The 16814-nt window shown below is 64.0% G+C and carries 24 protein-coding genes; 6 read left to right on the top strand and 18 right to left on the bottom strand.

The window, feature by feature from the left end; genetic code table 11:
- Window positions 1–11: 11 nt before the first annotated feature.
- Complete coding sequence (locus ASE95_RS14685) at window positions 12–344, bottom strand: hypothetical protein (RefSeq protein ID WP_156348066.1); 333 nt, start codon at window positions 342–344, stop codon at window positions 12–14.
- A 46-nt stretch (window positions 345–390) separates the two neighbouring features.
- On the bottom strand, window positions 391–1023 hold the full coding sequence (locus ASE95_RS14680) for a cation transporter (protein ID WP_056637899.1): 633 nt from the start codon (window positions 1021–1023) through the stop codon (window positions 391–393).
- A 65-nt stretch (window positions 1024–1088) separates the two neighbouring features.
- Between ASE95_RS14680 and ASE95_RS14675 the strand changes: the two genes are divergently transcribed.
- Window positions 1089–1487, top strand: coding sequence for a MerR family transcriptional regulator (locus ASE95_RS14675; RefSeq protein ID WP_200918864.1), 399 nt, complete (start codon window positions 1089–1091; stop codon window positions 1485–1487).
- Between the two features lie 3 nt (window positions 1488–1490).
- Here the strand turns inward: ASE95_RS14675 and arsH are convergent, their stop codons facing one another.
- The 9 genes from arsH to merC all read right to left on the bottom strand — a co-directional run bounded on the left by arsH (window position 1491) and on the right by merC (window position 7275).
- Entirely contained in the window at window positions 1491–2234 is a 744-nt protein-coding gene (arsH, locus tag ASE95_RS14670; protein WP_056637896.1) for an arsenical resistance protein ArsH, read from the bottom strand.
- Window positions 2234–2671 (bottom strand): arsenic resistance N-acetyltransferase ArsN2, encoded by a 438-nt coding sequence (arsN2, locus tag ASE95_RS14665; protein ID WP_327196725.1) that lies wholly within the window; start codon window positions 2669–2671, stop codon window positions 2234–2236. The genes arsH and arsN2 overlap by 1 nt, the downstream gene beginning before the upstream one ends.
- Window positions 2668–3954: an arsenic transporter gene (locus tag ASE95_RS14660; protein WP_056637893.1), complete on the bottom strand. Its 1287-nt coding sequence runs from the start codon at window positions 3952–3954 to the stop codon at window positions 2668–2670. Before ASE95_RS14660 ends, arsN2 begins: the two co-directional genes overlap by 4 nt.
- A complete protein-coding gene (gene arsC, locus ASE95_RS14655) occupies window positions 3954–4382 on the bottom strand; it encodes an arsenate reductase (glutaredoxin) (RefSeq protein ID WP_200918849.1) in 429 nt (142 codons plus the stop codon). The genes ASE95_RS14660 and arsC overlap by 1 nt, the downstream gene beginning before the upstream one ends.
- 11 nt (window positions 4383–4393) lie before the next feature.
- On the bottom strand, window positions 4394–4726 hold the full coding sequence (locus ASE95_RS14650; protein ID WP_056637887.1) for an ArsR/SmtB family transcription factor: 333 nt from the start codon (window positions 4724–4726) through the stop codon (window positions 4394–4396).
- A gap of 93 nt (window positions 4727–4819) precedes the next feature.
- Window positions 4820–6166, bottom strand: a complete 1347-nt coding sequence (locus ASE95_RS14645) for a dihydrolipoyl dehydrogenase family protein (protein ID WP_056637885.1) — start codon at window positions 6164–6166, stop codon at window positions 4820–4822.
- Between the two features lie 55 nt (window positions 6167–6221).
- The gene (locus ASE95_RS18525; RefSeq protein WP_082450164.1) at window positions 6222–6443 is read right to left on the bottom strand and encodes a GDCCVxC domain-containing (seleno)protein; all 222 of its coding nucleotides are present in this window, start codon (window positions 6441–6443) and stop codon (window positions 6222–6224) included.
- The gene (locus tag ASE95_RS14640) at window positions 6443–6850 is read right to left on the bottom strand and encodes a mercury transporter MerT (RefSeq protein ID WP_156348065.1); all 408 of its coding nucleotides are present in this window, start codon (window positions 6848–6850) and stop codon (window positions 6443–6445) included. Before ASE95_RS14640 ends, ASE95_RS18525 begins: the two co-directional genes overlap by 1 nt.
- Window positions 6850–7275 (bottom strand): organomercurial transporter MerC, encoded by a 426-nt coding sequence (gene merC, locus ASE95_RS14635; RefSeq protein ID WP_156348064.1) that lies wholly within the window; start codon window positions 7273–7275, stop codon window positions 6850–6852. Before merC ends, ASE95_RS14640 begins: the two co-directional genes overlap by 1 nt.
- Before the next feature lie 112 nt (window positions 7276–7387).
- Here merC and ASE95_RS14630 point away from each other — a divergent pair, with 112 nt between their 5' ends.
- Complete coding sequence (locus ASE95_RS14630) at window positions 7388–7783, top strand: MerR family transcriptional regulator (protein ID WP_082450163.1); 396 nt, start codon at window positions 7388–7390, stop codon at window positions 7781–7783.
- 117 nt (window positions 7784–7900) lie between these two features.
- Here ASE95_RS14630 and ASE95_RS14625 read toward each other — a convergent pair whose 3' ends face one another.
- On the bottom strand, window positions 7901–8485 hold the full coding sequence (locus ASE95_RS14625; protein WP_056637875.1) for a recombinase family protein: 585 nt from the start codon (window positions 8483–8485) through the stop codon (window positions 7901–7903).
- Between the two features lie 331 nt (window positions 8486–8816).
- On the opposite strand from ASE95_RS14625, the gene ASE95_RS17345 reads away from it, so the two are divergent.
- Both ASE95_RS17345 and ASE95_RS14620 read left to right on the top strand, forming a co-directional pair.
- Window positions 8817–9110, top strand: a complete 294-nt coding sequence (locus ASE95_RS17345) for an AbrB/MazE/SpoVT family DNA-binding domain-containing protein (RefSeq protein ID WP_082450162.1) — start codon at window positions 8817–8819, stop codon at window positions 9108–9110.
- Window positions 9107–9493: a PIN domain-containing protein gene (locus ASE95_RS14620; RefSeq protein ID WP_056637872.1), complete on the top strand. Its 387-nt coding sequence runs from the start codon at window positions 9107–9109 to the stop codon at window positions 9491–9493. Before ASE95_RS17345 ends, ASE95_RS14620 begins: the two co-directional genes overlap by 4 nt.
- Before the next feature lie 429 nt (window positions 9494–9922).
- Here the strand turns inward: ASE95_RS14620 and ASE95_RS14615 are convergent, their stop codons facing one another.
- The 4 genes from ASE95_RS14615 to ASE95_RS14600 all read right to left on the bottom strand — a co-directional run bounded on the left by ASE95_RS14615 (window position 9923) and on the right by ASE95_RS14600 (window position 13763).
- Window positions 9923–10405 (bottom strand): c-type cytochrome, encoded by a 483-nt coding sequence (locus tag ASE95_RS14615; protein ID WP_055817270.1) that lies wholly within the window; start codon window positions 10403–10405, stop codon window positions 9923–9925.
- A 12-nt stretch (window positions 10406–10417) separates the two neighbouring features.
- A complete protein-coding gene (locus ASE95_RS14610; protein WP_056637869.1) occupies window positions 10418–11653 on the bottom strand; it encodes a molybdopterin-dependent oxidoreductase in 1236 nt (411 codons plus the stop codon).
- A gap of 89 nt (window positions 11654–11742) precedes the next feature.
- Window positions 11743–12894: a TDT family transporter gene (locus ASE95_RS14605; protein WP_056626653.1), complete on the bottom strand. Its 1152-nt coding sequence runs from the start codon at window positions 12892–12894 to the stop codon at window positions 11743–11745.
- The gene (locus tag ASE95_RS14600) at window positions 12891–13763 is read right to left on the bottom strand and encodes a LysR family transcriptional regulator (protein ID WP_056626652.1); all 873 of its coding nucleotides are present in this window, start codon (window positions 13761–13763) and stop codon (window positions 12891–12893) included. Before ASE95_RS14600 ends, ASE95_RS14605 begins: the two co-directional genes overlap by 4 nt.
- 146 nt (window positions 13764–13909) lie before the next feature.
- Between ASE95_RS14600 and ASE95_RS14595 the strand changes: the two genes are divergently transcribed.
- Window positions 13910–14977: a sulfite oxidase gene (locus tag ASE95_RS14595; RefSeq protein WP_055817283.1), complete on the top strand. Its 1068-nt coding sequence runs from the start codon at window positions 13910–13912 to the stop codon at window positions 14975–14977.
- On the top strand, window positions 14974–15486 hold the full coding sequence (locus ASE95_RS14590) for an MgtC/SapB family protein (protein ID WP_056637866.1): 513 nt from the start codon (window positions 14974–14976) through the stop codon (window positions 15484–15486). The genes ASE95_RS14595 and ASE95_RS14590 overlap by 4 nt, the downstream gene beginning before the upstream one ends.
- Window positions 15487–15537: 51 nt before the next feature.
- Here the strand turns inward: ASE95_RS14590 and ASE95_RS14585 are convergent, their stop codons facing one another.
- Both ASE95_RS14585 and ASE95_RS14580 read right to left on the bottom strand, forming a co-directional pair.
- Complete coding sequence (locus ASE95_RS14585; protein WP_055817290.1) at window positions 15538–16308, bottom strand: anti-sigma factor family protein; 771 nt, start codon at window positions 16306–16308, stop codon at window positions 15538–15540.
- Window positions 16305–16814 carry an RNA polymerase sigma factor gene (locus ASE95_RS14580; RefSeq protein WP_055817293.1) on the bottom strand — a complete coding sequence of 170 codons (510 nt, stop codon included), beginning with the start codon at window positions 16812–16814 and terminating at the stop codon, window positions 16305–16307. Before ASE95_RS14580 ends, ASE95_RS14585 begins: the two co-directional genes overlap by 4 nt.

Raw genomic sequence — 16814 nt, 5'->3', positions numbered from 1 at the left:
CGACGCCTTCGTCAGGCCTGCGGCGGTCGAAGTGCTGGGTCGCTCTGGTGTGCGAGCCAGAGCGGAGCCTTGTGGCTCGCGAACTCGGTCCAGCGATAGGTCAGCGCGACGGTGACGCTGGCCTCCGCGGGGGTTGCGACTTGGTGCCCGTGGCAGGCCGCGTGGTGATGCGGATAGCTCTTGTCGGCGTCTGCCGGCACCTCGTCGCAGTCGCCGGCCATCTCTATGGCGGCATTCGCCTGCGGCGCCTCGATACATGCTACGCCTTCGGCAGCGTGTGCGATGCCCGTCCAGCCGGTCAGGACCAGCATCAGGCAGGCAAGGAAGGGCAATAGCTTTCGCATCCTCCGGCTCCATATCATCCCGCCGGCACCGCGTAACCCTGCGCCATCACTCGTGTTCGCTCATCTCGGACAGGGCGCCGCGGGTTATTTCCCACGCCGAATGCAGGAACAGGAGCGCGATCACGCCGGCGACAATGAGATCGGGCCATGCCCTACCTGTCCATGCGACGATTCCTGCGGCAGCGATGACCGCGATGTTGGCAAGCGCATCGTTGCGACTGAACAGCCAGATTGCACGGACGTTGGCATCGCCTTCACGGAAGCGCGAGAGGACTAGGGCGGCACTCACGTTGACGAGCAGCGCGATGAGCCCGAGCCCACCCATCAGTTCGGCTTCCGGTGCCACGGCGTTCGTCGCGCGCCAGATGGCAAAGCCGATGACGCCCAGACCCAAGGCACCGAGAAACAAGCCTTGCGTAAGCGCGATCCGCGACCGCGCACGGGCCGTCCAGCCTAGCGCGACAAGCCCGAACAGGGAGATCGTCCCGTCGCCGATAAAGTCCAGCGCGTCGGCTTTCAGCGCTTGGCTGTCGGCCAGAAAGCCACCGATGATCTCGATCAGGCCAAAGCCGAGGTTGAGCAGGACAACGATCCAGAGCGCACGACGATACGCAGGGTCGCGCTCCGCCTGTTTCGTGTCGCCCGTGCAGCCGCAGGAGGAGGATTCGCTTGCACTCATCCCCTGCCCCTACGATCTACAGTCACTGTAGGAGCAAGCGAAATCGCGAGGATAGCAGCGTGTTGATGATCGGCGATTTGGCGAAGCGGACGGGGACCAAGGTCAACACCATCCGGTTCTACGAAGGGATCGGGTTGATGCCGGAGGCAGTCCGTACCTCCGGGGGACGGCGGACCTATGGCGAGGCGGAGGTTCGGCAACTCGGCTTTATTCGACATGCGCGCGAGCTGGGCTTTTCTGTCGAGGAGATACGATCGTTGATCGCCTTGTCGGCGAACCCCGATCGGGACTGCCACGAGGCGGGCGCGATAGCTCGCCGGCATCTTGCCAGCGTGGAGGACCGGATCACTCGCCTCATTGCCATGCGTGACGCCCTGAGTGATGCGACCCGCGCTTGTGATGGCGGTAAGATGGCGGACTGTCGGGTGATGGAAGCGATTACGACCTTACCCACCAGCCGCTAGCCATCACGCCCGGGCCACGGCGATGCTCGACAAATCAGTTGCGGCATCGACTGGCACGCCGGCCTGCTTCCGCTCCGAGTAGCGGTCGACGAGCTGAACCGCATGGGGGCGCAGGAGGACGGTGAAGCGTACCAGCTCCTCCATCACGTCGACGATCCGATCATAATAGCTCGAGGGCTTCATTCGGCCTTCCTCGTCGAACTCCTTGTAAGCCATGGCGACCGACGACTGGTTCGGGATCGTGAACATCCGCATCCAGCGGCCGAGCAGGCGCAGCGTGTTTACCGCGTTGAACGACTGCGATCCGCCCGACACTTGCATGACTGCTAGCGCGCGCCCTTGAGTCGGGCGCATTCCCTTCATTTCGAGCGGCAGATGATCGATCTGTGCCTTCATGATGCCGGTGATCTGGCCGTGTCGCTCAGGGCTGCACCAGACCTGTCCCTCCGACCACATCGACAGCTCGCGCAGCTCGTGGACCGCAGGATGATCGTCGTCCTTCACCTGATCGGGAAGCGGGAGGGTCGATGGATCGAAGATGCGCGTTTCGGCCCCGAAGAGGTGCAGGAGGCGCGCGGCCTCCTCGACAGCGAGCCGCGAGAACGACCGCTCGCGTAGGCTCCCGTAGAGCAACAGGATGCGTGGCGCCGGATCGAGGGCACCCAAGCCCAGCGCGGGTTGCTGGCGAACGAAGGCGGGATCGAGCGCGGGAAGGCTGTCAGGATCGGTCAACGGACGAAGCGGCATCAGAGAGCTTTCACGAGATAGGCGGCCGAGGCGGGGCAGAGCGCGGTGAACTCGTGCGACGTGGCAATGGTCGCCGGAGCGCATTCGCGGCTTGCATCGGCAAACCCGAGGCTCCGGAAGAATGACGTGGCCGTGGTCGTCAGCAGGTGGAGGTGCACCACTCCGGCAGCGCGAGCTTGCTGTTCGAGCGCGGCGATTATGGCACGGCCGCTGCCGCGCCCTCTGCGATTGGTGACGACGACAATCGAGCGAAGCAGGCGATCGGCTCCCTCTCCTTCCAGACCACCATATCCTATCAGGCCTTCGGCATCGTCGAAGCGGAAGAAGGTGCGGCCGGGTTCGCCCAAGTCCGCGATCGGCAGTTTGGCTGCAGTCAAAGGGGCTGCCATCTCGTCCAGATCGCCGGATCGAAGCATGGTGACGACCATGCTCGTCATGCGAGGCTGATCCTGATCGCAAGCGCCGCGAGCGTGATCAGTAGCACCGGCACCGTCAGCGTGACACCGACCCGGAAGTAATAGCCCCACCCGATCCGCACGCCCTTCTGGCCGAGAACATGAAGCCACAGAAGCGTCGCGAGCGACCCGATCGGCGTCAGCTTGGGGCCGAGATCGCAGCCGATCACGTTCGCGTAGATCATCGCTTCCTTGACCGCGCCCGTGGCATGCGCAGCGTCGATTGACAGCGCGCCCACCAGCACGGTCGGCATGTTGTTCATCACCGACGACAGTACGGCCGCGATTACGCCGGTTCCGAACGCGGCGCCCCACACACCACCTTGCGCAGTGCGATCGAGCAGCGCGGCGAGATGGTCGGTCAGGCCTGCGTTTCGCAAGCCATAGACGACCAGGTACATACCCAGCGAGAAGATCACGACCTGCCACGGTGCACCGCGCAGCACTTTGCCGGTCTGGATCACGTGACCCCGGCCTGCGATCACCAGCAGCAGGACCGCGCCGGCAGCGGCAACGGCGCTGACGGGCACGCCCAGAGGTTCGAGCAGGAAGAAGCCGGCGAGCAGCAGCGCCAGGACGATCCATCCGGCCCGAAATGTCGCGGCGTCGCGGATCGCCTCACGCGGAAGCCGGAGCGCCCCCACGTCATAGGCTTGCGGGATGTCGCGCCGGAAGAACCACAGGAGCGCGCCGAGCGTCGCCGCGATCGACACCAGATCCACCGGCACCATCACGCCGGCATATTCACCGAAGCCGATCTTGAAGAAGTCGGCCGACACGATGTTGACGAGGTTCGAAACGACGAGCGGCAGGCTCGCCGTGTCGGCGATGAAGCCGGCCGCCATGACGAACGCCAGCGTCGCCTTGTCCTTGAAGCCCAGCGCCCGCAGCATGGCGATGACGATTGGCGTCAAGATCAGCGCCGCGCCGTCATTGGCGAATAATGCGGATACTGCCGCGCCCAGCAGGACGATAAGGACGAACAGCCTCCGGCCATGCCCCCTGCCCCAGCGTGCGACATGCAATGCTGCCCATTCGAAGAACCCGGCTTCATCGAGCAGCAGGCTGATGACAATGATCGCGATGAAAGCGGCGGTCGCGTTCCAGACGATGCCCCAGACCACCGGCACGTCCGAGAGGGTGACGACGCCAGCGAGCAAAGCGACAATGGCACCGCCCATCGCGCTCCATCCGATGCCGAGCCCTTTCGGTTGCCAGATGACGAGCGCGATCGTGGCGACGAAGATCAGGACGGCAAGCAGCATCAGGCGACGCGCTGACCCGAGGCGTCCACGACTTGCTCGCCATCCTCCTTCGCGAAGGCGCCTAGCTGGCCTGTCGGCAGCAGATCGAGGACCGCTTCTGACGGGCGGCATAGCTTCACGCCCAGCGGTGAGACGACGAGTGGCCGGTTGATGAGGATTGGGTGCGCCATCATCGCATTCACCAGGACATCGTCGGACAGCGACGTGTCGCCTAGGCCCAGCTCCGTATAGGGCGTTCCCTTCTCGCGCAGCAGATCGCGCGGGGTGATGCCCGCACGATCGATCAACTCCACCAGCAACGCACGTGAGGGAGGTGTTTTCAGATATTCGACGACATGCGGCTCAACGCCGGCGTTGCGGATCAGGCCGAGAGTGTTGCGGGAGGTGCCGCATCCGGGATTGTGATAGATGACGATGTCCACAGCCACAGGGGTTCCTTTCAGCAACAGGGAGCGAGTTCGGCGACGAGCGGCGCGCACAGCTCTGCGTTGCCGGCGCAGCAATCCTTGACGAGGAACAGCATGAGTCCGCGCAGGCCATCAAGATCGGCGCGATAGATGATCGAGCGGCTATGCCGCTCGGATCGCACCAGGCCGGCGCGCGCCAGAATGCCGAGGTGAGCCGACATTGTGTTCTGCGGCACGTCGAGCTGGCGCGCGATCTCGCCAGCAGCCATGCCATCAGGCTCATGCCGCACCAGCAGGCGAAAGACGTCGAGGCGCGTGCCTTGGGCTAGCGCCCCAAGCGCAGTGATAGCCGAATCACTTTCCATATATCCAGCATAACGGATATCTGGAACAGCGCTAGTCCGTCCCTACCCTGTTCAGGAAGCGGTCGATCGCAGTGATCCTTCAGGCCGCTTACATCAAAGCATGGAGCCGACATCCGATGCCCCGGTCGGATACGCGAACATCGTCGATTTCAGATCGCCCGCCGTAAGGCCATGCCGGATCGCGAGCGCGAACAGGTTGATGACTCCCTCGGCATGAGGTCCGACCAGGTGGGCGCCGACGATGCTGTCGTCGCCTTCATCGACCAGCACCTTGAACCCGTAGACGGGTTCGGCCGCTTGCCGTGCGGTATACCAGCCGGGCACGAAACTGCTGTTCACGCGAAAGCGGACTCCCCGCTCGCGCGCCTCGGCTTCGCCGAGCCCGACCGATGCGATGGGAGGGAGCGTGAAGGCGACGCTGGGCACGCCCCGATAGTCCGGCCGGAGGTGATTGCCCTCTAGCACGTTGCCGGCGACCACCTTGCCATCGTGGCTCGACACCGGCGTCAGCGGCGGACCCATCTGGGCAGCGTCGCCAGCAGCATAGACCGCCGGGTTGGAGACGCTTTGCAGATGCTCGTTGAGCTTGAGGCGGCCATGTTCGTGCGCGATCCCCGCCGCATCCAGGTCGAGCGCTTCGAGCGCCGGCCTTCGCCCACCGGCATGGACGACCAGATCGGCCGCGAAGCTCTTGCTCTCTCCGCCCGTCGAGGCGCGAACCGAGAAGCCGTCGCCTGTCTTGTCGATCGCCTCGACCGCTGTATCGAGCTGTACGTTGATGCCTGCGTCGCGCAGCCGCGGCATCAGCCAGCCGACGAGATCGGGGTCGAAGCCGGTCAACATGCGCGGCCCGCGCTGGAGGATTGTTACTTCCGCCCCGGCATTCGCCGCGATCGTCGAGAACTCGGCCGCGATGTAGCCGCCCCCGACAAGTATAATACGCCGGGGCAGGTCCTCCAACGTCAGGAATGCCTCATTGTCGATGACATGCCCTTCGCCGGGCAAACCGAGCGGGACCGGCGCGGCACCGCTGGTAATGAGGATGTGCCGCCCGACGAGAGTCTTTCCCTCTACGACAAGGGTGTTTGCGCCGGTGAAGTAGGCTGGACCATGATAGGTTTTTACTCCCGCGTCATGGTAGCTCTGTTCCTGCTTGCCTGGCACCGGATCGGTGAAGGTGCGCTTGAACGCCATCAGCTCGCGCCAGTCGATGCGGTCATCACCCACCACGCCGTTGCCGCGCATCCGGCGCGCGTCGTCGATCACGGCCGCACCGTGGCGCAGCATCTTCTTTGGATCGCATCCGCGCAGCGCGCAGGTGCCGCCATAGGGCCGGCAGTCGATCACGGCGACGCTCTTGCCCGCCTTGCGGACGCGCATGGCCGCGACCCGCGCCGCGGTTCCCGCGCCGATGACGATCAGATCATAAGTTTCGGGCATGAGCTTCTTACCTGTTGCGGATGTAGGCGGCGCTCAGGTGCTGTCGCCAGGCGCATCAGGCGCAGCAGCTTGCCGTTGATCCCGACGCGCGCGCCTCTTGGATCGGAGGACAGGGCACATCACCGAACGAGCAATATACGCAACAGTCCCCCGCATTGGGGCGGAGCACCGCAGCGCAACCCTTGCAGTCGTAGAAGAACTGACAGGCATCGGTCGGCATGGTGTCTGTCGATTGGTGACCGCACTTCGGACAGGTCAACGTGGAGGTAAGCAGCACTACAATATCCACTTCATCAGCAAAGGCTCAATCGAGTCCCAAATAGCAGCCAATCCGACCAGCGCCGTCGCCGCGATCAGAAGGCCGATGGCTCGGCGCGGCGCGGCATCGGCCGCGCAGGCGTCTCCCGCCGTGCAAGCCGTTTCGCGTTTGCGCCACCACATGATCCAGGCGACCACGAGTGCGACCCCGCTGAGTACAAGAAGCGGCGTGCGGATTGTCGCCAGCTCGGCGAGGCTACCGGCGAGCCCGGCACCCACGCCGATCGAGGCGAGCGCAAGCGGCAGGACGCAGCAGGCAGCGGCGGCCGTAACTGCGCTCAAGCCCAACGCACTCGCGATTGATACGACACCCCAAACGGGCGGCGCATCCGGTGCCCAGGGTCGCCTTGCGGCGGTATCCGTCATTATCTGTTCCTCGACGGGACCGGGTTGCTGAACCGCCGTCCGGGAGGGGAAACCAGATCGACAATCGAAACCCCGATCATCAACACCAGCCCCGCATAAAGCACCCATTCCGCCCGGATGCCACGAAGCGACATTAGCAGGGCGGCGATCAGGACGAGCACAGGGCCAATGACCCCAAGGGCTAGCCGGAGCCAAGTTTTGTGTCGGAATCCGCTGCTAAGGTTTGCCGCCAAAACGACGAGAGCGGAGAGCGGCAATATGTACCGGATGAAGGGGCCTTCATACTGACTTAGAAAGCTTAAGCCGATCCCGGCACCGAGGCTGCCAAGAGCCGGAAAGCACGCTGCACAACCGAAAGAGGCGATGATCGCACCGATCACGCCCGTCTTGTCGGCTGTCCGCGTCAGAGCGTCTTCATTAGGCACATCGTTTCCCTTTACCCGCTCCGCCTAAGCGACCCGCACGTCGTCCGGCTTCTCGACAAGATCGTGACAGAGGTCATATATGCACCCTCCAGTAACTGTAGGGTCAAGTGCCGTGGCTTTGAAAATTGGCGACCTCGCCAATGCGACCGGCACGAAGGTGCAGACGATCCGCTATTATGAGGAGATCGGATTGCTGCCTCCGCCTGCGCGAACCGAAGGCAACTACCGAACCTACGACGAGGCGACACTTCGGCGATTATCATTCATTCGTCGCTCACGCGACCTTGGGTTCAGCCTTGATCGGGTCCGGGAGCTACTTGGCTTAGCCGACCATCGCGATTGGTCCTGCACCGCAGTCGAGACAATCGCGCGTGAGCACCGGAAGGCGATTGAGCGCAAGATCGCTGATCTATCAGCTCTTGACCACGAGTTGGCGCAAATCATCGACAAATGCGGGCACGGGACGGTTGCCGAGTGCGGTATCCTTGAAGCGCTGTCTCCGTCCTAAATCGACTTTTGAGCGCGGTTCTCAAAAACGGACGGCTTCAACGCAACCGACCAGCTCACGGACTTTCATGGGCTGTAGAGCATCATAACGCCCATGTCAGAAGAGACGATGCGAACGCTAAGCGTCAGTTCCTTCCGCGCTGATCGCTTCCTGCTCCGGTGCGGGCAGATGGCGATAGAGGGTAGGAACAGAAACGCCGATGCTCGGCGCAATCTCGCGAATGGTCATACCGGATGCCAGAAGTTTGCGAGCCGCCTCCAGCCGCTTTGGCGTCATTACCGTCTTTCGACCGCCTACCCTGCCCTCACGCCGGGCCACGACTAAGGCAGCCGTGGTGCGTTCGCGATTAAGGTCGCGTTCCATTTCAGCCATGGCCGCCATGATGTGGAAGACGAGCTTACCGGCGGTGCCGGCTGTGTCGATCCCGTCAGTCAGCGATCGGAACCCAACGCCGCGCTCGGCCAGATCAGCGGCTAGATCGACCAATCCTTTCATCGTTCGACCCAAGCGGTCGAGCTTCCAAACGACCAATACGTCGCCGGGTCGGGCATGAGAGAGCGCGTCGGCCAAGCCGACGCGGTTCGCCTTCGCGCCGCTTGCCTTGTCGCTGAAGGTACGTTCGCAACCCGCCTCGCGCAAGGCGTCGAGCTGGGGCGTCAAATCCTGTTCGGGCGTCGAGACCCGTGCATAGCCGATCAGCATGAAGCGTTCTCAAAACTCATCTCGCGTGTCTAGCACGAGCACCAGCAATCGAGAATGTGTTTTGATACGCCGGTGACCCCTGCTAGACCTTCTCACATGGCGGCGCTTCAAAATCGATCGTTTGTGAGGCCAGCCGCGAAGACCCAATAGGTGTCATCGATGTGCCATGGGCAATGGTCCAGCAGCATCACAGAAGCCCCCGGCCGACAATCTCCATGAATTGACAGAGGCTTGATCACGGCCAGTCATGGCCTATGCCGTCCAAACCCGTTGTGCCATTTTTCCTTACATGGCATAGTTCAACTTGTGAGTGATCGGAGAGGTAACAGCAGTGGCTACACAAACCATAGATATCAAAGTGGCGAGCAATGGCCGCATGGTGCTTCCGGCGTCAGTCCGAAAAGCTATGGGGTTGCACGGTGATGCCAAGGTCATCCTAACGGTTGAGGACGATCAGGTCCGCCTGTCGCCAATCGGCCATGGCGTAACGCGGGCACAGGCGTTGTATCGCGAGCATGCCAAACATGTGCGCACGACCGACGACTTCTTGGACGACCGCAGGGTCGAAGCCGCCATTGAACACGGTGAGGCTGCATCGGGTGGAGAGGAGCGAGGCGTACAATGACGTCCGCAGTTCTCGACGCATCTGCCGTGCTCGCGTTGGTTCGAGATGAACCCGGCGCCAGTAAGGTCGCTCCCCACATCGGACGTGCAGCGATATCGGCAGTCAATCTTCAAGAGGTTATCAAGGAGCTGCTTCTCAGCGGCCTCGACGAACCCCTCATCCGCGAACTACTTGACGAACTTCGGCTAGATGTTCGTGCCCATAATGTCGACGCAGCCTACGCCGCTGCCGCTTTGCACGAACAAACGCGTCAATTTGGCCGCGGTCTTGGTGACCGATCATGCCTTGCACTGGCTCTCCAGCTCGGCGTCCCTGCTCTGACCGCCGATCGCGAGTGGAAGAAGGTGAAGGTCAAGAGCCTGAAGCTCGAGCACATCCGCTAGCCGCAGCCTACTTCTGCCTCGATCAGAGTCGCGAACTTCGTGCTTTCGACGACAGTAGTTCCGCATGCTGAATCGGAAAGTTGGCGCTCGGACTGCTCCGCCTTCGGAGAAGCCCCTGCCCCCCACCTGATACAAGTCTGGCGAATTGTTTGGTCGTTCTTGGGCATACCCTCTGCGTTCCTACTCTGGCCGGTCCGATTTCCGCCAAAAAGGGACATTAAGAATTTAGCTCGGATTGGCCCTTTGGTCCGCCTGGAGTCCTAACCAAGGAGGACCAAACGGCACCCTACCAAACGGCACCGATGAAGCTTCATTGAGGGTTGAAGCTCTTCCTTCTGTCCGCTCGCAAGGCAGTGTCGGCGCGTTGCAGTTCACTGCTGGCGACCGTCCCACAAACGATGGTATTTCGGGATTATGGAAGGAGATCGGTTAGCCTGTTCCACCTGAGGCATCGGGAGCCGCCTTGGGGTCGGGATCCTGTGCCTTGCCTGTCGCGGGTGCCGCCTTGTGGCTCGGCATAGCGATGAGATAGGCGACGATCGCGTTGACGTCCTTCTCGGCCACCGGAGCCTTGTACACTTCGCGCATCTTGGTGACGGTCGCCTTCCACTGATCCGCCGATAGCGCAGGCTGGGTCAGCGCCATGCTGGCCGAGTGGCACGAAGTGCAGTTGGCGTTGATGACGTCGGCGTGCGGACCATCGGGGTAGGTAACGTCATCGACCGGCAGGTCGACGCTGGTCGAGGCGAGCGAAAAGCCGCGGGCTGAGACGCTGGTGGGCGGTGCCGGCTCGGATGTCTCGGAGATCGGGGCAGGCGCCTTGCGGCTGCTCGGCGCCCCGATCGAGACGAGGATAATACCGGTCAGGCCGATCAGGCCAGCGGCCATGATGCCGGTAGACGGGGTCTTCATGCTACTCGCTCCTCAGGCCGCGATGATGGTGGTGGTTTCGATGTTGCCGCGCATGAACCCGCCCGGGTTCCAGATCGGCTTCATCGGCTGGGCGACCCCATTGGTGTTCCAGCAGCGCACCATGATCGGGTTGGGACCGCGTCTCAGCGGCACGCGACCATCCCACCGACGGAAGCTGTACCTGCCCTCGTCCACTCCGAGCGTCGTCTTGTACCAAGTGCGCCCACCATCCGACGAGACATCGACCTTGGCGACGCCGCAATCGCCGCCCATCGCGATGCCGCCGACCGGGATCGACGCCTCATAGGCGATCGCCTGGCCATCGGGCAGGCTGGTCATCCAGCTGCGCGGGATCATGCGATTGATCGGCACGGTCGGGAAGTCCTTGGCACCGGGCGCGACATTCGCGCCGGGTGTCGCCGGTATCTTGTAGGCCTTGGCCATCCAATACTGGTCGTCAAGGCCGGGCAGTACCTCGATCGCGTTCAGCATCTTGACCCAGTAGGTCGAATACCAGCCCGGGACGATCAGCCGGCAGGGAAAGCCGTTGAGGAGCGGCAGCTGCTCGCCGTTCATGCCGAAGGCGATCATCACTTCGCCGTCGCGGGCATGGTCGATGTCGAGCGCCTTCTCGAAGTCAGGGGCGTCCGCCACAACCGGCTGATCGAGCGCGCCAAAGCGCACCTGTACCGCGCCTGCCTTGACCCCCGCGAGGTCCAGCACGTCGCGCAGGCGCACGCCGAGCCATTTGGCATTGCCCATCGCGCCGTTGCCCCATTGCGCGCCGGCGACCCGGGGCTGGAACAGCCCACGGCTGTTGCCCGAACACTGGTTGACCGCCGCCATCTCGACCCGCGGCAGGCGCAGCAGTTGGGCGAGGCTAATCGACAGCGGTCGGTTGACGTGGCCGAAGACGTTGAGGCGGAAGCTCTCGACGTCGATCGAGGTTGGAATGTCGGCCCAGTGCCAGCGAACGAAGAACTGGTCGTTGGGCGTGAACACCGACTTGTCGAACACGTCCATCGGCGTCTCCAACAGCGGAGGATGGATGCGTTGGAGGATCATGCTGCCCTTGCCAGGAAAGGCGCTGGTCATCGGCCGCTCGGCATTGCCGCCAGGCAGCTTCAGGTCGACGAGCTGCTGCGCCAGCGCAGGTGCTGCGGCAAGGCCGGCGGTGCCGAGCGCCGTACGCCTGAGAAAGCGGCGACGGCTGGTTTCACTCGCCAGCGCGGCGTCAAAATTATCCATGACAAGGCTCTCCTGTGGCCAGCCACGCTGGCGGTTCGAAGCGGCGTTCTGCAAGTGATCGGACCGATTGATCCGATCATCAGGGTGGATCAGTTCGGGGTAGCGATGCAGGGCGAGACGAACAGGTTGCCGCGCCATGCTCCGGCGAGTGTCTTGGCACCGACCAGCAGCCACATCGCCGCGAGCGCGACCGTCAGCACTGTGCCGACAATACCGAAGAAGCCTAGGTTCAGCGTCGTACCGAGGCGGAAGGTGGCGACGGTGTAGACGCCGAGCGGGAAGGTATAGCCCCACCAGCCAAGGTTGAATGGGACGCCGGCGCGCCAGTAGCGGATGGTGATGAGCGTCGCGAGCGCCAGCCACCACAGGCCGAAACCCCACAGACAGAGCCCGGCGACGACGCCGATCCCTTGCGCGACGGTACCGACACCGACCAGCCCATGCGCCGCGAGGATCGCCGGCGCATCCGCCCCAAGCACCAGCATACCCAGCGCCCCGGTGCCGATCGGCCCCAGCGCAAGCCAAGAGGATGCCGCCATGCTCTCGTGCGGGAGCTTGTGGAGCGCCATGCGCAGGATCAGGATAGCGAGGATGCCAAACGCGACCGGCACCGAATAGGCCCACAGCACGTAGGAAGTGGCGAGCGTCACGATCTGCGCGTGAGGATCGGTCAGATGCGGCGCGAGCAGCCCGCCGCTGGCACCCGCCACTTCCGCTGCGACGACCGGCAGCAGCCATACCGCAGTCATGCCGTCCAGGCTGTGCTCGTGGCGGGTAAACATCAGGTAGGGGATCAACACGCCGCAGGCGAGCGACATGGCGACGTCGATCCACCACAGGACGTGTGCGACCGGCACGATGCCGTTACCGAACCGCGCGATCCCGAAGGCGAGGCATCCGTTGATGATCGTCGCCAAGCCCATCGGAATGGTCCCGATGAACATTGACACGGTGTTGTGGCCGAAGATGCGCCGTGCCTCATGCCCGAACATCGCCCAGCGCGCGCCATAGAGACCGGCGAACAGGATGAAGAGCGCGATGTTGAAGAACCACAACACCTCGCCAATCGGTTTGAGCGCGGGGCCGATATTGGGCACCTGCGGCAGCGCGAGAGCGAGGATGCCGGTGCCCATCGTCGCGGCGAACCAGTTGGGTGTGAACTGGCGGATCATCTCGCGCGGGTGATCGAGCCTGCTTAGCGGCTTGAGGCCGGTCAGGGCCGAAGGTGCGTCGGCAGTCATGCGACCTGCTCCTTGATGAGGTCCGTCAGCGCGTCGGCCGCGCGGGTGCGATAGCGTTCCTTGTGGCGCAGCGCGTGGAAGGCGCGATCGGGTAACCCAAGCGGCAACTCGACCAGATCGCCGGCCTTGAGCGCGCGTGCGACAACCAATCGCGACAACACAGCGACGCCGGCACCGGCCTCGACCGCGGTACGCACCGCCTCGTTGGACGGCAGCGTCATCGCTACTGTCAGCTGGGCCGGATCAAACCCGCGCGTTCGCAGCACGTCCTCGAAGGTCGAGCGCGTGCCCGAACCCTGCTCGCGGACGATCCAGCGTGCAGCGCGAAGCCAGTCCTCGTCGACGCGCCCGGCGTCCTCATGGCCGACCAGCACCATCGGGTCACGCCCGACATTCCAGAGGGCGAGCGCCGGTTCGTCCACCTCGCCCTCGACGAAACCGAGCTCCGCCGCGCCGCTCAGGATCTGCGCTGCTGCACCTTCGGTGTTGTCGATCGCCAGTTCGACCGCGATCTGCGGGTGGCGTTCGTAGAAGGAGGCGAGCTTTGCCGGCAACCAGTAGCTCGCGATCGTCTGGCTTGCGACGATCCGCAACGAACCACGGGCAAGCCCGGCATAGTCCGCCAGCATCGTCTCGGCATGCGCTGCCCGCCCCAGCACTGCGCGCGCTTCCTCCAGAAAGCCGCGGCCTGCTTCGGTCAGCTGGATGCCACGCCCGACACGGTGAAACAGAGGAACCCCGTAGCGCGCTTCGAGGGCCGCGACCGCGCCGGAGGCAGCGGACTGCGTGACGTTCAGCACCTCCGCTGCCTTGGTGACGTGTTCGCGCTCGGCGACACCGACGAATATTCTGAGTTGCTCCAGGGTCATGCAGCTTATATCGCGCAATCTTATCGATACGACCAACCGTTTGATCCGTTTATTTCAATCTGAATATCGGAACGATCGGTAATCCTTCGTCTGCGATAGTCTTGAAGATTTGAAGCGATCCGCGCGCTTGCGGCGTTGGTTCGTCCATGACTGATATGATCGAGCGCAAATCCGAGCCCTACAACGCCGAGCCGACGCCCGGCGCGCTGATCGAGCGGTTCCTGACGCCGCAGGCGCTGTTCTACGTGCGCAGCCATGGTGCGGTGCCTGATCTGCCTGCCGATCACCGGATCGAGGTCAGCGGGATGAGCATGGAAAGACGCTCCTTCTCGGTGGAGGAGTTGAAGAGCGCGTTGGCCACGCGGACGGTGACGGCAGTTCTCCAGTGCGCCGGCAACCGGCGCACGGATCTTCAGCAGTTCGCAAAAACGTCCGGCGACCCGTGGGACGTGGGCGCGATCGGCAATGCGGAGTGGACCGGCGTACGACTGTCCGACGTACTGGATGCCGTCGGTGCGCCGGATGCGTCCGACCTGTTCGTGGCGTTCACCGGAGCGGACGAGGTGGACGTCGAAGGCGAGGAAGCATTGTTCGGGGTCTCGATCGCCATGGACAAGGCGCGGCAACCCGACGTCCTCATTGCCTGGGCGATGAACGGCGAGCCGCTGACGCCCGAACACGGCGCACCGATCCGCATGGTGGTGCCGGGCTATGCCGGGGTGCGGAGCGCCAAATGGCTGACACGGATCGAGGTGCGCGAGACGCCATCCGACGCACCGATCCAGGCGCACGACTACAAGCTCTTTCCTGCCGATGTGACGAGCGACACCGTCGACTGGAGCCAGGGTCTGACCATCAATGCCATGCCGCTCAACGCCGCGATCTGCGTGCCCGGCTCTGGCGAAAGCTTGCCGGCCGGGGAGGTGCGGATCGAGGGCTATGCCATCGCCTATGATCGCCGCGTCTCTCGGGTCGAAGTGTCGGTAAACGGTGGTCGCGACTGGCAACAGGCGACGTTCACCGATGATCCGGAGGCGCACTGGGGTTGGCGGCGCTGGACCCTCGACGCCACGCTCGACAAGGGGCGCCAGCACCTTGTCGTGCGCGCCTTCGACGACACTGGACAGGGTCAGCCCGAGCGGCCGGATACGATGTGGAACTTCGCTGGCTATCTGTGCACCGCCTGGCATCATGTGCACGTGCTGGTCGAATGATCGAAGCGTCAGCGGCACCGGATCTCGGCTTTTGGATCGATGCGATCGGGCGGCTGGTGGTGGCGACCGCGGCTGGGATGGTGTTCGGCTGGGAACGCTCGCGCGAGAACCGGCAGATCATGGGCTTGCGGACGCTGGGCCTCGTCGGTCTGGCGAGCTGCATCGCCGTGCAGGCGATCGTACACAGTGGCTTGCCGAATGTGAACGCCGATGCCGCAGGACGGGCGATGCAGGGCATTCTGTCCGGCGTCGGCTTCATCGGTGCCGGCGCTGTGCTGCGGGTCGGCCAGGGTCAGGAAGTGCATGGATTGGCGACTGCCGCATGCATCTGGGTAACAGCCACGATCGGCGCGGCAGCAGGGTTGGCGGTGTGGCCGCTCATCATCGGCGGGTTGAGCCTTGCGATGCTCGTACTGTTCGTCGGCGCTCCACTCGAACGTCGCATTCGCGAACGGGCCAGGCTGACTCCGGCAGAGGCCGACCGGAACGATGCCGCGCGCAAGCCGTGATCCCGCTGGTCCGCCCAGTGCCTGTCGGCGCTGAGAACTGGCCAGGTGCTATCAGGACACAAGCGCCGCATCGGCCTGGCGCTGGACCTCGTTGGCGATCGGATGCAGCTCGGCAGCGGGGCGCTCCCCCACCACACTATAGCCGATCCCGTCGACCGCCCATGTGACCCGGCCCATGGTCCCGCTGGACGTGCTGGTCATGCTTGCGCTCTTGTCGATTTGCATGGGCCTCGTCAGCACCGCAAGCTTCGACGCTTGCGGTCCATCATAGAGGAGCAGCGCTGCAGGGCCGTGGGGCGTCGCGACCAATCGCCCCCCGCCATAGCGGTAACCCGCTGTGCTGAGGTCCGGGATGGTCACGCGCTCACCCAATCGGCTGGAGGTCCATCGGATCAGCATGGCGCGCTGGTCGGGGCCGATTTCCGCCGGTCGAATCCGGTCGGCGGCATAGACACGGAAATTGTCGCTCGCCTCATTGGCCAGCGCCGCGATGCCCGCGTGGGGTTCGCCGCTCCACCGCGCGCTCGACCAACCACCGCCAAATCCGACCGCCAGCAGAAGCGACGCGGCGATGGCGAGTTGCCAAGGCGGTTGGCGTTGCCGTCCCCTGATGGCTGCGACGCGCATCGTCGCCGGGATCGGTTCCTCCGCGATGGGAGCGAACAGGGACGCAAGAGCTCGCGCCTGCTCCGCCTGCTCCCGCAAACGGGCATGCACGTCCGGCTGGCCTTCAAGGTAAGCGTCGACCAGACGCTGCCGCTCGGGCGACAGCCTTCCATCGATCCACGCGGCCAGATCGTCCTCTCCGATCGGGCTGGTCATCGAATACTCCTTAATCGTGGCCGTTCACCCTCGCGGAGGAGCGTCGCCAGACGGTCGCGCGCCCGCGATATGCGCGACATCACCGTTCCCAGCGGCACGCCGACGACGGCAGCGACTTCCCCATATGACAGACCTTCGACGGAAATGAGGAGCAGCACCGTCCGCTGCTCCTCGGGCAACGCATCAAGTGCGCGCAACAGGTCTCGGTGGTGCAGGCCTACGTCCTGATCGGCCGGGCGGCCGAGCGCAGCGTCGTCGACGAGGTGGAGCGGAACCGCCGTACCTCGCCGACTGTGCTGCCGCTGATGGTCGACCAACAGATTGTGCAGGATCGCGTAGACCCATGGGCGAACCTCCGCACCCCGTCGCTGGCGCCAGCGCCCGACCGCGCGCTCAAGGCAATCCTGCACCACGTCATCCGCCATCGCCGGATCGCGCAACCACGACCGGGCATAGCGGCGCAGACCGGGGATCAGTGGCTCGATCGCGGCGGCAAGTGGGTCCAT

The organism is Sphingomonas sp. Leaf231 (assembly GCF_001421995.1).
Classification (GTDB): domain Bacteria; phylum Pseudomonadota; class Alphaproteobacteria; order Sphingomonadales; family Sphingomonadaceae; genus Sphingomonas.
Note: the sequence above shows the minus strand (reverse complement) of the source record. Positions and strands in the feature narration are given on the sequence as shown.

What these genes read in the sequence shown, in the direction of transcription:
- ASE95_RS14615 (WP_055817270.1), bottom strand. Translation starts at nt 10,405, where the DNA reads ATGAAGACCCCGTCTACCGGCATCATGGCCGCTGGCCTGATCGGCCTG.
- ASE95_RS14660 (WP_056637893.1), bottom strand. Translation starts at nt 3,954, where the DNA reads ATGCTGCTTGCCGTCCTGATCTTCGTCGCCACGATCGCGCTCGTCATC.
- ASE95_RS14650 (WP_056637887.1), bottom strand. Translation starts at nt 4,726, where the DNA reads ATGGAAAGTGATTCGGCTATCACTGCGCTTGGGGCGCTAGCCCAAGGC.
- ASE95_RS14605 (WP_056626653.1), bottom strand. Translation starts at nt 12,894, where the DNA reads ATGACTGCCGACGCACCTTCGGCCCTGACCGGCCTCAAGCCGCTAAGC.
- ASE95_RS14675 (WP_200918864.1), top strand. Translation starts at nt 1,089, where the DNA reads ATGATCGGCGATTTGGCGAAGCGGACGGGGACCAAGGTCAACACCATC.
- ASE95_RS14685 (WP_156348066.1), bottom strand. Translation starts at nt 344, where the DNA reads ATGCGAAAGCTATTGCCCTTCCTTGCCTGCCTGATGCTGGTCCTGACC.
- ASE95_RS14645 (WP_056637885.1), bottom strand. Translation starts at nt 6,166, where the DNA reads ATGCCCGAAACTTATGATCTGATCGTCATCGGCGCGGGAACCGCGGCG.
- ASE95_RS14600 (WP_056626652.1), bottom strand. Translation starts at nt 13,763, where the DNA reads ATGACCCTGGAGCAACTCAGAATATTCGTCGGTGTCGCCGAGCGCGAA.
- ASE95_RS14590 (WP_056637866.1), top strand. Translation starts at nt 14,974, where the DNA reads ATGATCGAAGCGTCAGCGGCACCGGATCTCGGCTTTTGGATCGATGCG.
- ASE95_RS14640 (WP_156348065.1), bottom strand. Translation starts at nt 6,850, where the DNA reads ATGACGGATACCGCCGCAAGGCGACCCTGGGCACCGGATGCGCCGCCC.
- ASE95_RS14610 (WP_056637869.1), bottom strand. Translation starts at nt 11,653, where the DNA reads ATGGATAATTTTGACGCCGCGCTGGCGAGTGAAACCAGCCGTCGCCGC.
- ASE95_RS14595 (WP_055817283.1), top strand. Translation starts at nt 13,910, where the DNA reads ATGACTGATATGATCGAGCGCAAATCCGAGCCCTACAACGCCGAGCCG.
- ASE95_RS14625 (WP_056637875.1), bottom strand. Translation starts at nt 8,485, where the DNA reads ATGCTGATCGGCTATGCACGGGTCTCGACGCCCGAACAGGATTTGACG.
- ASE95_RS14620 (WP_056637872.1), top strand. Translation starts at nt 9,107, where the DNA reads ATGACGTCCGCAGTTCTCGACGCATCTGCCGTGCTCGCGTTGGTTCGA.
- ASE95_RS14680 (WP_056637899.1), bottom strand. Translation starts at nt 1,023, where the DNA reads ATGAGTGCAAGCGAATCCTCCTCCTGCGGCTGCACGGGCGACACGAAA.
- ASE95_RS14585 (WP_055817290.1), bottom strand. Translation starts at nt 16,308, where the DNA reads ATGACCAGCCCGATCGGAGAGGACGATCTGGCCGCGTGGATCGATGGA.
- ASE95_RS14580 (WP_055817293.1), bottom strand. Translation starts at nt 16,814, where the DNA reads ATGGACCCACTTGCCGCCGCGATCGAGCCACTGATCCCCGGTCTGCGC.
- arsN2 (WP_327196725.1), bottom strand. Translation starts at nt 2,671, where the DNA reads ATGACGAGCATGGTCGTCACCATGCTTCGATCCGGCGATCTGGACGAG.
- arsH (WP_056637896.1), bottom strand. Translation starts at nt 2,234, where the DNA reads ATGCCGCTTCGTCCGTTGACCGATCCTGACAGCCTTCCCGCGCTCGAT.